Origin of the sequence: Paraglaciecola chathamensis S18K6, assembly GCA_000314955.1 — a bacterium.
GTDB classification, from domain to species: domain Bacteria; phylum Pseudomonadota; class Gammaproteobacteria; order Enterobacterales; family Alteromonadaceae; genus Paraglaciecola; species Paraglaciecola chathamensis.
Genome location: BAEM01000042.1, coordinates 1 through 14,217, shown reverse-complemented (window position 1 = coordinate 14,217; position 14,217 = coordinate 1). Strand labels below are relative to the sequence as shown.

At 44.6% G+C, this 14,217-nt stretch carries 12 protein-coding genes; 5 read left to right on the top strand and 7 right to left on the bottom strand.

All coding sequences use genetic code 11. The annotated features are described in order from the left end of the window. Positions 1–257 precede the first annotated feature (257 nt). Together GCHA_RS15185 and GCHA_RS15180 are read left to right on the top strand one after the other, a co-directional pair. On the top strand, positions 258–794 hold the full coding sequence (locus tag GCHA_RS15185; RefSeq protein WP_013753272.1) for an SRPBCC family protein: 537 nt from the start codon (positions 258–260) through the stop codon (positions 792–794). Between the two features lie 128 nt (positions 795–922). Further along, positions 923–1,333: a hypothetical protein gene (locus tag GCHA_RS15180; protein ID WP_007989766.1), complete on the top strand. Its 411-nt coding sequence runs from the start codon at positions 923–925 to the stop codon at positions 1,331–1,333. A 20-nt stretch (positions 1,334–1,353) separates the two neighbouring features. Here GCHA_RS15180 and GCHA_RS15175 read toward each other — a convergent pair whose 3' ends face one another. From GCHA_RS15175 to GCHA_RS15150, 6 genes are all read right to left on the bottom strand, one after another. Continuing rightward, positions 1,354–2,271: a hydroxymethylglutaryl-CoA lyase gene (locus tag GCHA_RS15175; RefSeq protein ID WP_007989764.1), complete on the bottom strand. Its 918-nt coding sequence runs from the start codon at positions 2,269–2,271 to the stop codon at positions 1,354–1,356. Continuing rightward, positions 2,268–4,295 (bottom strand): acetyl/propionyl/methylcrotonyl-CoA carboxylase subunit alpha, encoded by a 2,028-nt coding sequence (locus GCHA_RS15170; protein ID WP_007989763.1) that lies wholly within the window; start codon positions 4,293–4,295, stop codon positions 2,268–2,270. The genes GCHA_RS15175 and GCHA_RS15170 overlap by 4 nt, the downstream gene beginning before the upstream one ends. Continuing rightward, on the bottom strand, positions 4,292–5,113 hold the full coding sequence (locus tag GCHA_RS15165; protein ID WP_007989761.1) for an enoyl-CoA hydratase/isomerase family protein: 822 nt from the start codon (positions 5,111–5,113) through the stop codon (positions 4,292–4,294). Before GCHA_RS15165 ends, GCHA_RS15170 begins: the two co-directional genes overlap by 4 nt. An 11-nt stretch (positions 5,114–5,124) precedes the next feature. Further along, on the bottom strand, positions 5,125–6,732 hold the full coding sequence (locus tag GCHA_RS15160; protein WP_007989759.1) for a carboxyl transferase domain-containing protein: 1,608 nt from the start codon (positions 6,730–6,732) through the stop codon (positions 5,125–5,127). Between the two features lie 96 nt (positions 6,733–6,828). After that, positions 6,829–7,998 (bottom strand): isovaleryl-CoA dehydrogenase, encoded by a 1,170-nt coding sequence (locus GCHA_RS15155; RefSeq protein WP_007989757.1) that lies wholly within the window; start codon positions 7,996–7,998, stop codon positions 6,829–6,831. Then, on the bottom strand, positions 7,995–8,390 hold the full coding sequence (locus tag GCHA_RS15150) for a MerR family transcriptional regulator (RefSeq protein ID WP_007989754.1): 396 nt from the start codon (positions 8,388–8,390) through the stop codon (positions 7,995–7,997). Before GCHA_RS15150 ends, GCHA_RS15155 begins: the two co-directional genes overlap by 4 nt. Positions 8,391–8,668: 278 nt before the next feature. Here GCHA_RS15150 and GCHA_RS15145 point away from each other — a divergent pair, with 278 nt between their 5' ends. From GCHA_RS15145 to kynU, 3 genes are all read left to right on the top strand, one after another. Further along, positions 8,669–9,853 (top strand): thiolase family protein, encoded by a 1,185-nt coding sequence (locus GCHA_RS15145; protein WP_007989752.1) that lies wholly within the window; start codon positions 8,669–8,671, stop codon positions 9,851–9,853. Between the two features lie 181 nt (positions 9,854–10,034). Beyond that, positions 10,035–10,964: an alpha/beta hydrolase gene (locus tag GCHA_RS15140; protein WP_007989750.1), complete on the top strand. Its 930-nt coding sequence runs from the start codon at positions 10,035–10,037 to the stop codon at positions 10,962–10,964. Beyond that, positions 10,964–12,208: a kynureninase gene (gene kynU / locus GCHA_RS15135; RefSeq protein ID WP_007989748.1), complete on the top strand. Its 1,245-nt coding sequence runs from the start codon at positions 10,964–10,966 to the stop codon at positions 12,206–12,208. The genes GCHA_RS15140 and kynU overlap by 1 nt, the downstream gene beginning before the upstream one ends. Before the next feature lie 11 nt (positions 12,209–12,219). Here the strand turns inward: kynU and GCHA_RS15130 are convergent, their stop codons facing one another. Further along, positions 12,220–13,836, bottom strand: a complete 1,617-nt coding sequence (locus GCHA_RS15130) for a response regulator (RefSeq protein ID WP_007989747.1) — start codon at positions 13,834–13,836, stop codon at positions 12,220–12,222. Positions 13,837–14,217: the final 381 nt, after the last annotated feature.

The window sequence follows — 14,217 nt, the reverse complement described above, 5'->3', positions numbered from 1 at the left end:
ATTGTTCAATAAATGTACAGTTATGTTTTTGTTCAGCTCGAAAATCGCCTTAGAGCACATGAATTTATAACGGGGCGGGAGATTTCTGTTTTTCTTCCATAGGTTATTTTTCTTCTCGCTTTATAGGCATGAGTTGTGGCATATTTTTGATTAACTTAAATTTATTGTTTGTTTTATGTACGATCCTCTGTGTGATTTATGGTAAAACGTTAATAAAATGTTATTGAAGTGGCAGGTCAGCGAATGAGGAAAGGAACATGTTGAAAAAAATAGGGTTAGGGATTGTCGTCGTCGTATTGTTTTTTATTTTGGTGGGCTGGTTACTACCATCAGAGTTCAAAGTAGTGCGTACGGTAAGGATTGAAGCCCCAGCAGAAATCATTTTCAACCATGTTAAAGACTTGAGGAAATGGCAACATTGGGGAGTCTGGTTTGAGCGTGATCCTGATATGAAAGTGGTTTACGAAGGTCCTGACTCTGCAGTAGGAATGAAATCAAGCTGGCAAAGTGAAACTCAAGGCAATGGCGAAATGGAAATTGTTGCGATAGAAGAGAACGAACGTTTCATTTATACGCTGACATTTCCTGAAATGGGTGTTGGCTCAACCGGAGAGTTGACGCTCAGGGAGAAAGAAGGGGACACTGTTGTGATATGGCATGATTATGGTGATGTTGGTGCCAACCCCTTACTGCACTATGTCGCGTTTTTTATGGATAGAATGATAGGCGACGATTTGCAAATGGGGTTAGAAAATCTCAAGGTAATATCTGAAGCTGAATTCCAGGCGATGTGAAGGTAAAACAACTTGCTAGTTAGCCACCAGAAGGTGACAGTTAATTAAAAGCGTTAATATTGATAAGGTGAAGCCTATAGGCGTATTCGCTTTAAACCGTACGATAAGTTATTGATTTAAGGATGTATATGAGTCGATTTCCTACGCATGGTAGTGTGGAGCTTGATGTAGAAGAGAATATATTATTGGTGCAGGGGTGTGGACCATGGAATTTAGAGTCTGTGGTTGAAGCTGAAACTAACATGGCACCTTTACTAGAGATACTTAGTGCTAGCCCTTGGGGGGCTTTAGTCGTTCTTCATGGTGATCCGATTTATGTGCCAGATGCCGCTGCAGTATTGTCGAAAGCTATTTGTCAGCAGAAATCACTAGGGCGTGTGGCGACCGCTTTGGTTGTTGAAGAGTCGAACACACCGGAGTTTTCAAAACGTCATCTTGGGGAAATATTTGACAACGCAGGTGAAAATTATCGCTTCTTCCCTAATAAAGAACAAGCAAAATGGTGGCTTATACAGCAGATAATTCAAGCTACGAGCTGAATTATCTGCACGTTTCGGCTTTATTCGTCTGAGGATTTAGTCGCATATACGTTTGCTACTTTCGAGGCTGGAACCGCTCCTAACTTGGTGCAAACTTGCCGCCCGGCGGCAGCCAGCATGGGTAAATCGATTCCTGTCGAAATGCCCATTCCGTTAAGCATATATACAACGTCCTCGGTTGCCACGTTCCCTGATGCTCCCTTTGCATACGGGCAGCCACCAAGTCCCGCTACCGCACTATCAATAATATTTATGCCCAATTGCAGCGCGACCAAAATATTGGCTAGTGCTTGTCCGTAGGTGTCATGAAAATGCACCGCTATGGCTGATTTCGGCACAAGATTACAAACAGCATTGAGCATCGTTAGCGTCGCTATGGGCGTACCTACACCTATAGTGTCGCCCAAGGAAATTTCATAGCAACCCATATCAAATAACGTTTTAGCGACATGTGCTACGCTCTCGGGGGCTATTTCTCCCTCGTACGGGCAACCTAGCACACATGATACGTATCCGCGCACTCTTATTCCTTGCGCCTTAGCAGCATCAATAACAGGCGCAAAACGTTCGATACTCTCAGTGATTGAACAATTGATATTTTTTTGCGAAAAGGCTTCAGAGGCCGAGGCGAAAATAGCAACTTCATCAGCACCAGCTTGCATAGCGGCTTCAAACCCTTTCAAGTTTGGGGTTAAAGCGCTATACGTCACTTTATCTACCCGATTAATTGCAGCAAAGACCTGGGCTGAATCAGCCATTTGTGGCACCCATTTAGGAGAAACAAAACTACCTGTCTCAATCATAGTGACTCCAGCTTTTGCTAGGGCATCGACTAGGGCGACTTTGGTGGATAAATCGATATGTGATTTTTCATTTTGCAGGCCATCACGTGGTCCCACTTCAACAATTTTTACTTGTGCCGGCAATCCACTTATCATGATGACGCTTCCTCATCGACCATAAAGTCGAGTAATGCCGCGCCTCCATCAACCAATTCCCCGGTTTGATAGAAGAATTCCTGAACTATGCCGTTCTGAGTGGCTTTAATGGCATGTTCCATTTTCATGGCTTCCATTATCATCAAGGTTTGGCCTTTTATAACCTGTTGTTTAGGTTCTACTAATAAGGCGACGACAGTACCGTTCATAGGCGCGACAAACGCACCGTGCTGATCATCTTCGTCGGCTGCGCCTAGGTCTTTCTGTACATGGGTAAATTTAACCATGCCTTGGCTATGGAAAACGGCGTAATCATGCTCAATTTTGTTAATAGTCACACTTTCACTATGGCCGTTAATAGTGGCTAACAAACGATTGCCTGTTAGTCGGCCTTCACAGTGATATGTCTGCTCAGCTAACGTAATCACAAATGTGCCAAAGGGAGTTGTGGCGTCGTTATCGCATTTTACTCTTTTTACCTGAACGTCATGGCTTTGATCATTTAACAACAGAGTATATTGGCGTTGATATTGCTCGTTAGGGCGCCAATCATTTACATTCGCCCAAGGAGATTGAGTATCTTGATTGTTTGGCGTGCTTATCGAGCGCTCTTGCAGCGATAAATACATAGCCAGGTTCAACAACTGATGTGTATTGTTTTGGTTATCCTGTTGAAAAATTTCATCGTGATGCTTTTCGATGAAGCGCGTATCTATGTCTTCGTCTTTAAATGCTTGGGTATCAATCAATTTGCGTAAAAAGGCGATGTTGGTTGTCACGCCATCAATGCGGTATTCGGCCAGTGACTGACTTAAGCGAGCTAGTGCACGTTCTCGATCTGTATCCCACACGACTAACTTTGCGATCATAGGGTCATAATATACTGACACCTCATCACCTTGAACAACACCACTGTCAATCCGCACATGCTTAGACTCTGGCGGCGTTTCTAATAAGTGCAAAGTGCCTGTGGCAGGTAAGAATTCATTGTCTGGATCTTCTGCGTATATTCGTGCCTCAAAGGCATGCCCGTTAATGTGCAATTCATCCTGGGTTTTGGGCAGTACTTCATTGGCGGCTACGCGCAGTTGCCATTCGACTAAGTCTTGACCTGAAATCATCTCACTGACAGGGTGCTCGACTTGCAAACGGGTATTCATTTCCATGAAATAAAAGCTGCCATCTTTATCTAGTAAAAACTCTACTGTGCCCGCTCCGACGTAATTGATAGCTTGAGCCGCTTTTAACGCAGCGTCACCCATAGCGGCACGCAGTGCTGGGTCCATTTTAAACGCGGGGGCTTCTTCAACCACTTTTTGATGACGTCTTTGCACAGAGCAGTCCCGTTCAAAAACATGCACACCGTTGCCGTGATGATCGCAAAACACCTGTACCTCTACATGGCGTGGTTGGGTCAGGTATTTTTCAACCAACATAATGTCATCATTAAAGCTGGACATAGCCTCGCGTTTTGCCGCAGCCAAAGCGGCATCAAACTCGTCTGCACTCCAAACTTGACGCATACCTTTACCACCACCACCTGCGGCTGCTTTGAGTAGAACTGGATAACCCACTTCATCTGCATGGCGCTTGATAAGCGTCCCAGATTGGTCTTCACCATGGTAGCCTGGCACCAAGGGCACGTTGGCTTGCTCCATGATGTGTTTAGCTGCTGACTTAGAACCCATTGCTTCGATGGCTTCGATGGGGGGACCTACAAATATAATATTGTTGTCAGCGCAGGCTTTGGCAAATTCAGCATTTTCAGAAAGAAAGCCGTAACCGGGATGAATAGCATCAGCCCCCGTGGTTTTTGCTGCCGCAAGTACTTTTTCAATTTTTAAATAACTCTGATTGGAAGGGGAGGGACCAATATGTATTGCTTCATCAGCCATTTTGACATGCAGTGCATTTTTGTCGGCATCTGAATAAAGAGCAACGGTTTGGATACCCATACGCTTAGCTGTGTTGATTATACGGCAGCAAATTTCACCGCGATTGGCGATAAGGAGTTTTTTAATCATGAGATATACCAATTAGGTCGACGTTTTTGTAAAAAGGCACCCAGGCCTTCTTGGCCTTCAGATGATACCCGCGTGTTGGCGATGCGTTCACTGGTCATATTTCTAAGCGCGCCATCAGGAACACGATTAGCCACGTCAGCGATTAATTGTTTGGCAGCGGTAACGGCGTTTGGACCATTTTTCAATATATGCTCAAGCAATGACTCTATCGTGCTGTCTAGTTCTTCTTCGGTCACACTTTCGCTAAGCAGTCCGATGCGCCTTGCCCGGCGCGAAGAAAATACTTCGGCTGTTGTGAAGTATCGACGCGCGTTTCGTTCTCCGATTGCCTGAATGACATATGGGCTAATCGTAGCGGGTATTAAGCCGAGTTTGACTTCACTTAAGCAAAATTTGCTCATTTTACTCCCTATTGCCATGTCACAGCAGGCTACTAAGCCCACCGCACCGCCAAATGCGGCGCCTTGAACGCGCGCGATAGTCGGTTTAGGTAGGGTGTTTAGTGTGTGCAACATGTTTGCTAAGGCGTTTGCATCGTTGAGGTTTTGTTCATAGGAATACCCCGCCATACGTTTCATCCAATTAAGGTCAGCCCCAGCGCAAAAGCTTTTACCTTTAGATGCTAGAATGACAGCTCGAATGGAGTCATCCGCCCCTAAGCGAGTGAACGTCTGTGTGAGTGAGTTAATCAGTACATCGTCAAAGGCGTTATGTACTTCAGGGCGGTTTAGTGTGACGGTGGCAACACCACGTTCGTCTACCTCGCTGATGACATGTTCGCTCATCGCACTATCATTTTGGCTTGTTGTATTGTCCATATTCATGCCCCTTACATTCTGAACACGCCAAATTGGGTGTCCTCTATGGGTTTATTTAAGCTCGCAGAAATACTGAGTCCTAGGACCATGCGCGTATCCGCTGGATCAATCACGCCGTCATCCCATAAGCGGGCTGAAGCATAGTAGGGATGACCTTGATGTTCGTACTTCTCAACGATGGGTTGCTTAAACTGTTGCTCTTCTTCTGGGCTCCAGCTCTCTCCTATGCGCTCTTTCTGTTCGCGTTTAACTTGAGATAGAACACCAGCAGCCTGTTCACCGCCCATCACCGAAATTCGGGCATTTGGCCACATAAACATAAATCGAGGGTCGTAAGCTCGTCCACACATGCCGTAGTTGCCTGCTCCGAAGCTACCGCCAATAAGCACGGTAAATTTTGGCACTTTGGCACAGGCTACGGCGGTTACCATTTTGGCGCCATGTTTGGCGATACCGCCTGCTTCGTATTGTTTACCAACCATAAAGCCGGTGATATTTTGCAAGAAGACTAGAGGGATTTTACGCTGAGCACAAAGCTCAACGAAATGCGCTCCTTTTTGCGCGGATTCGCTGAATAAAATCCCATTATTAGCAACAATGCCCACAGGATAGCCGAAGATACGTGCAAACCCGCAAATAAGAGTATTGCCATACAGGGCCTTAAACTCGTCGAATTCAGAGCCATCAACCACACGGGCAATCACTTCGCGAACATCGTAAGGTTGGCGGGTATCTTTAGGGATGATGCCGTAAATATCTTCTTTAGGATAAAGCGGTTCGACACTGGGTTTTACATCAAGTGATAAAGGCTTGGTTCGATTTAAGCGAGTGATCGCGTCTCGCGCGATATGCAAAGCATGTTGATCATTATTGGCTAAATGATCCACCACGCCAGATGTTCTGCAGTGCACGTCACCGCCGCCGAGTTCTTCTGCGCTGACAACTTCACCGGTTGCCGCTTTTACAAGAGGGGGACCGCCGAGAAATATAGTGCCCTGGTTTTTCACTATGATGGATTCATCAGCCATTGCCGGCACGTATGCGCCACCTGCGGTACAGCTACCCATGACCACCGCGATTTGAGGAATGTTCTGTGCTGACATATTGGCTTGATTGAAAAAGATTCGACCAAAATGTTCTCGGTCAGGAAACACGTCGTCTTGACGAGGTAAGTTTGCGCCACCTGAATCTACCAAGTATATGCAAGGCAAGTTGTTTTGTTCGGCGATGGTTTGAGCGCGTAAATGCTTTTTCACCGTTAACGGGTAATAGGTGCCGCCTTTTACGGTTGCATCGTTTGCAACAATCATACACTCAATACCTGAAACGCGGCCTATACCTGCAATAACACCAGCACTAGGTACATAGTCGTCATACACTTCCCATGCGGCGAGTTGTGATATTTCAAGAAACGGGGAACCTGCATCGAGGAGTTCGTTAATCCGTTCCCGTGGCAGTAATTTACCGCGGTCGGTGTGGCGTTTGTTCGCTTTTTCGCCCCCCCCTTGTTTTATCAGGGAGATTTTTTCATTGAGATCGTCTATTTGCGCCTGCATATGCGCAGCATTATCGGCAAACTCTTGGGTCTTAGAATTTATTTTACTCAGGATACGGGGCATGATGTTGCTCCAAATTATTGGCCATCAAAATCGTTGATGGCCCAGTGTGGCAATTGACATTAATGATCTAATCAGGCTTATGTGGGGAGTGTCACATTAAGCAGATTCTTTGAATAACTCTCTGCCTATGAGCATACGGCGGATCTCTGATGTACCTGCGCCAATTTCATATAGTTTGGCGTCTCGCAACAAACGTCCAGCAGGGAACTCGTTAATATAGCCATTGCCGCCGAGCAACTGGATTGCATCTAGTGCCATCTTCGTTGCTAACTCTGCAGAGTAAAGAATGACTGCGGCGGCATCTTTGCGGGTCGTTTCGCCGCGATCACAAGCGCGAGCAACGGTGTAAACATAAGCTCTAGCTGCGTTCATTTGGGTGTACATGTCAGCGACTTTGCCCTGAATTAATTGGAATTCACCGATAGATTGGCCAAATTGCTTGCGGTCATGAATGTAAGGTACAATGAGATCCATACACGCTTGCATGATGCCAAGTGGGCCTCCAGATAACACCAGACGTTCGTAATCTAGGCCACTCATAAGTACACGAGCACCGTCTCCTTCATTGCGGATCAGATTCTGCGCTGGAACCGAACAATCTTCGAAAACCAATTCACAGGTATTTGATGAACGCATACCGAGCTTGTCTAGTTTTTGGGCTTGACTGAAACCTGGCGTGCCGCGTTCAACAATAAATGCGCTCATGCCTTTTGAGCCAGCGCTGACATCTGTTTTGGCGTATATCACAAAGACATCTGCGTCAGGGCCGTTAGTGATCCACATTTTGTTGCCATTTAGGACGTAGTGATCGCCCTTTTTGTCGGCGCGAAGTTTCATACTCACCACATCGGAACCTGCATTTGGCTCACTCATGGCTAAGGCACCAATGTGTTCGCCGCTGACCAGTTTAGGTAAATATTTTTCTTTTTGTGCATCTGAACCGTTTTTATGAATTTGATTCACACATAAATTAGAATGTGCCCCGTAACTTAAGCCTATGCCCGCTGAAGCTCGGCTTACTTCTTCCATCGCAATGACGTGGGCTAAGTAGCCCATATTTGAACCACCATACTGTTCTGCAACGGTTACCCCTAGAAGCCCCATTTCGCCTAACTTAGGCCACAATTGGTTAGGAAAGCCGTTTTCGATGTCTGATTTTTCTGCCAAAGGAGCGATTTCTCCTTGGGCGAAGTTGTAAACATGATCACGTAACATATCGATGTCTTCGCCTAGGCCGAAGTTTAGCGTTGGGTATGGTGCATTCATGCGATTTTTCCTCGCTTAATAGTAGTGAGTTCGTCCTTACAACGAGCTTCGACTTCGTCGAGCTCCATCATTAAGGCTTGAATATCTTCTAGTTGTTGGGTCATTACAGCGCGTTTCTGTTCTGTCATTTGCAGCATAGTTTCAAGTTGCGCCTCAGAGTTTTGATGACTGTCATACAAATCAAAAAGGGTCTTTGTTTCGGCTAACGAAAAGCCCAGGCGTTTGCCGCGCAATACAAGTTTCAGGCGTACTTTGTCTTTTTTCTTATAAACACGATTTTGGCCGTTTCGAGTCGGATTAAGCAGTCCAGATTCTTCATAGAAACGGATGGAGCGTGAGGTTATATCTAACTCTTTGGCTAGCTCACCTATGGTGTAAAGTTTTTCGGTCATGAGACTGCCTTATGACAAAATGAAACGTTGTTAAACAATAAAATATTAATTTTTATTCCTATCTCACTTTACGTTAACGTAAAGGATAAGTTAACGTAAAGGTAAAGTATGAGTTACAATTCGTCAACATTGAAAGCCGAAAAATATTTTTCTTAGAGAACAAGATGTAAAAACTAGTAACATATTTTGTTTTTAATTTAATTTTTTGTATATTATTTGTTGTATTATTAGTGGTTTGTAGTGATGCAGGTGTATCACAAAAATGTGGAGATAGATTAATGAATAACGATTCAGTGGTTATTGTTAGTGCAAAACGTACACCGATGGGCGGGTTTATGGGCGGTTTGTCAACACTCAACGCGTGTGAACTTGGGGCAAGTGCAATTACTGCTGCTCTAGAAGAAGCTGGTCAAGATAAGCCGGTGATTGATGAAGTCATCATGGGCTGTGTGTTACCGGCAGGTTTAGGCCAAGCACCTGCTCGTCAAGCAAGTATCAAAGCAGGTTTACCGCTCGCTAGTGGGGCGATAACGCTGAATAAAGTCTGTGGCTCTGGTATGAAAGCGGTCATGCTTGCTCATGATTTAATTAAGTCAGGCAGTGCGAAGTCGATCATAGCGGGTGGTATGGAGAGTATGTCTAATGCCCCTTATATTTTACCTAAAGCGCGCCAAGGTTATCGTATGGGACACGGTCAAATGCTTGATCATATGATGCTCGATGGTTTGGAAAATGCGTACGACGGTAAAGCAATGGGCTGTTTTGCACAGTCTAAAGCGGATGAAGAAAGTGTTACTCGTGAGCAAATGGATGAATTTGCGCTGAGCTCTTTGACAAAAGCGAGTGACGCGATAGCTAATGGTTTATTTAAAGACGAAATTAGCCCTGTGACCATATCTTCACGCAAAGGTGAGGTTGTAATTGAAAACGATGAGGGGCCTGGAAATGCTCGCCCTGAAAAAATACCTTCATTACGTCCTGCGTTCACCAAAGATGGAACAGTGACTGCGGCAAATTCAAGCTCAATCTCAGACGGTGCAGCTGCATTGCTGGTGATGAGTGAAGCCGAAGCAACTGAGAAGGGCTATACACCACTGGCGCGCATTGTTGGGCATAGCTCTAATGCCATCGAGCCTGAGAACTTTACCGTAGCCCCTGTCGGTGCAATTGAAAAGCTGTTCGCACAAACAGGGTGGTCAAAAGAAGACGTCGATTTATTTGAAATTAACGAAGCCTTCGCCATGGTGACTATGTTAGGCATGAGCAAACTTGGTTTGGATCCAGCGAAAGTGAACGTGAAGGGGGGGGCATGTGCCCTTGGTCATCCAATTGGCGCGTCAGGTGCACGTATTATCGTGACCTTACTACACGCCCTTAAACAACGTAGTTTGAAAAAAGGTGTTGCTGCGATTTGCATCGGCGGCGGCGAAGCGACAGCGATCGCATTCGAAATGTTAGGCTAATACTTTTATTCTACTGAAGTAATTTGAGGTGGCGTTATCGCGCCACCTTCTTTGTGGATCCGCATCGACCTTTGGTTGTGTATCTCTGATTTATTCCTTATAGCGCTTCAATTTCCTTTCTGCTTCTGTTTTACTCCCAGCTTTAAATATCTTTGAATAACTTGCAATCTAGGGAGAGAAAATGACGTTTTACTATGGTGTTTTTCTACTTTTTATCATGTCACTAGTGGCTTGTAGTACTAATGCGCCAAACCGTGATAGCGAGCAAAAACGAAACGAGCATTTGCCTGCGCAAGCCGATTCATCTAATGGGGCATTGAATCAGGTCACCTTTTCGCAAGTTATGGAGCTGAGCTCAAAAGCAGATACTAGCGAGAAAATCGCCTATGGTGAAAATTCGTTACAGTACGGCCATCTATATTTACCGGCAAACGTGAAAGGTGCAGAGGATGTAGAAAAAGCCCCATTGGTTATTTTTGTTCATGGTGGTTGTTGGTTGAACGCGTATGGGGTTGGTCACAGTGTGGGCTTAAGTCAGGCGTTAGCAAAAGAGGGCTACGCGGTCTGGTCGATAGAGTACCGGCGCACCGGCGATGCAGGGGGTGGCTGGCCCGGCAGTTTAAATGATGTATTAAAAGGAGTGAGCTTCGCCCAAACCTTTAAAGAGTATCCAATTGATTTAAACAATGTGGTGCTAGTGGGGCACTCAGCTGGTGGTCATCTCGCATTACTAGCAAGTGCTGAGCAGCGGCATGTTTTTAAAGGTGGAGCAAGGTTAAAAGGCGTAATTGGATTGGCGGCTATAGTGGATGTGGTTGGTTATTCACAAGGACAAAATAGCTGCCAAGCGGCGACATCTACATTTTTTGCAGGTAGCGCAGAACAGAAAATGAAGGCTTATAAGCTTGCTACTCCCACAAATTATACTCTGCCTGCTGAAACCTTGTTGCTGCAAGGCACAGCCGACGAAATAGTGGAAGTCAGCGAAGCGCAAAAAAGTGGACTTGAGTATTTGATTGTCGAGAAGGCAGGGCACTTTGATTGGATCCATCCTGAAACGAATGCGTATCAAGCTTTTTTGTCGGCATTAAAACAACAGGTTGAAGAGTAATGAGCAGGGTAAGTGAAGAGCAAATTGCGCAGTGGGATTTGATTGATCCACTGGCTGATAAACGTCAGTTGTTTAAGCTTCCTGAAAAAGGTGTTTACCTTGATGGAAACTCTTTAGGACCAATGCCATTTTCGGCGGCAGAGCGGGCAAAAGAGGTGTTAGAGCACCAATGGGCAAGTGATCTTATTACCAGTTGGAATAAACACGGCTGGATTGATCTGCCAACCACAGTTGGTGAGAAGATTGCTCCTTTGATTGGTGCTGGCCCAGGGCAGGTGATTTGCTGTGATTCTACATCGATTAATTTATTTAAAGTATTGAACAGTGCGTTATCACTACAGACGTCTCGCTCGGTGGTATTGTCTTTAGCGGGCAATTTTCCAACAGATCTGTATATGGTTGAAGGTGTGGCTTCGTTGTTGGGTGAGGATGCGTGTCGCCTTAACTTGGTCTGTGAAGATGAGCTTGAAGAGGCCTTTACCTCTGAAGTGGCGGTGTTAATGTTGACTCAAGTTGATTTTCGTTCAGGTCGCTTGTTAGACATGCAACGCATAACACGGCAGGCTCATGAACAAGGTATTTTGGTCATTTGGGATCTTGCTCATAGTGCGGGCGCATTACCGGTAAGGCTAGATGAATGTGAGGTGGATTTTGCGGTAGGTTGTGGTTATAAGTACCTTAATGGTGGCCCTGGCGCTCCGGCGTTTGTGTATGTCGCAACACACCTTCAGGCGCGAGTATCACAACCGCTGAAAGGGTGGATGGGGCACAAACAGCCATTTGCATTTTCGCAAAGTTATGCTCAGTCCCAAAGTATAACGCAGTATTTATGTGGTACCCCTAGTGTGGTTTCGATGAGTGTGCTTGATGCGGCTTTGTCCGTATTTGACGACATAGATATGCAACAAGTGCGGGAAAAATCTGAAGCGTTAGGTGAGCTGTTTATTGCGTTGGTCGAAGAAGAGGGGGAATTAACTGATTTGAAACTGGAATCACCAAAAGCCCCTCAAGATAGAGGGAGTCAATTGGCGTTTTCCCATGAGCATGCGCATGGCATTTGCCAAGCGTTAATTGATAAAGGCGTTATAGCTGATTTTCGCGCGCCAAATATTCTGCGCTTTGGGCTTACCCCTTTGTATTTACGCTATCAAGATATACGAGATTGTGTTCAGACACTTACACACATTATGGAACATAAGATTTATCTGCAAGCCCAGTTCAATGTGCAGAATAAAGTGACTTAGGGCGAAAGCGATTATGCAATGTCGTCTAATAGTTCGCGAATTTTGACATAACGATTTTCTTGTTCATCGTTTAGCGGGCCGTTTTCGACCGTTTTAACGCAACGTTGAATTGTATTTTGGTAGGCATCATCAGTATGCAGCCTTTTAATAGTAATTACTTGTAGCAGATTCAGGGCAATAGAAGGCGTTTTAGGCATAAGGGTGAACGCATCTGTGAATGTATGCAGCGCATTATCAACATCACCTTGTTGAAAGTGCTGCACAGCTGCATTGTTTAATTCCTTAGAGCTTTGTTTGATTTGGCGTTTTTCCTTTTGCTCCTGTTCCACATAATGCAGAAATATTTCATTACCTTGCTCATTTTCTTCGCAGCGGCGCATTATTTCACTTAGTATTTCTTGGCTACGTTCGTGTATGCCTATTTCATGGAACGCTTTGGCTTTATCTAATAGGGCTTCGATTGATTCACTTTCCCAATTATCGTTACCTAATTGTTCGAGCAACGCTTTTGCGTTGTCTTTCTCATCGGACAAATACATGAGCCTAGCGTTAATGACATTCACCTGATCTTGCATATCCGCCTTTGGAAACGCCTGGCGAAACTGACGAATATACTCGTTAGCTTGCTTTATTAAGGCATTGGTTTGTTCTTCATCAGCGGTCATAGCGTAATCGATACCAGCTCGCGCAACATTTAGATAATGCTCAGGCATGTCGTGAATGGAGTTTTTGGCAAATTTAACGACTTTTTTGGCTGCTTCAAATTGAGTATGGTAATCATGGGTGATCCGAGATAAATCTACGACTGTTTTATGTCTTCTAATATTCCTTGGAGATATTTCGGATGCCATCAAAACGCATTCAAGGGCCGTGTCAAAGTCACCTTGTTTAATTTGCAGTGACATGAGTAAGTCATAGGCGGCTAATTGTGATTCTGGTTTGAAGGCTAGACGTAACACGAGTTTTTCGGCGGCTTCGTCTTCGTTCAAGTGCAGGTAGGTTTTCACTAAACCTAACTGCGCCCAAGTGAATGTTTGTACATTGAGGATAGCTTTATAAAAAACTCTGGCCTGTGTGTAGTGGCCGCACAACTGTAAAACTTCGCCCTTTATTTTTAACGCCAAAGGGAAAAATTCGGAGTTCTTAGGCTCACTTAAAAATAATTCAACTTCGGATAGTGCTTTAGGGTAGTGCTTTTTTTCAATACACCAGTAAACACTTTGCAGCGCCCGTTTTCGGCCAAGAATACGAGATAAACGTCGGTCTAACTCCTTTACCGTAAAGGGTTTTGCGAGGAAATCATCAGGCTGTAATTCAACAATACTTTGCACTAGATCCGCTGTGGTGTCTGCACTGATAAACACGAATGCAGTACTTAAGGGTAATTCACCATTTCGATTTATTTCATCATAAAAGTAATAACCATCTTGCTCATGCTTTAAATTGTATGAGCAAACAATAAGATCATAGCGCTGGTGACGGATTTTATTCAGGGCAAGATGCACCTTATCCACATAAGTGATATCGCTAAAACCAAGCTCCTCTAATGAGTACTTCATATACCCTTTAGCGAGAACCTGATCATCAACGATCAGTACTTTAGTTTCTTTAGCAATCAGCGGATTCATATAGATACTTCAAAAGGTTGATTATTAAAGGTTATCGTACTTTTGCGAATAATTATAAGTACAAATAAGCAACAATGAATAAATTAAATCAAACGAACCACGTACGCATTACTAATTTATCGTTAAAAAGTAGGGGAATGAAAAGCTGAAGTAAATTGTACAGACAAAGAAACCCTAAGCTCCATGATGCTTATCGCAGATGCAATTGTGCAGTTTGGATATTTTGTATTTTTATAAAGGGGGATAAAACTTAAGAAGTGGTGGTCGCTACTGGGCTTGAACCACGTCGCCTATGCTTTTGTGATAGCGGCGATGCTTATCGCAGATGCAACTGTACGGTTTAGATATTTTGTATTTTTATAAAGGGGGATAAAACTTAAG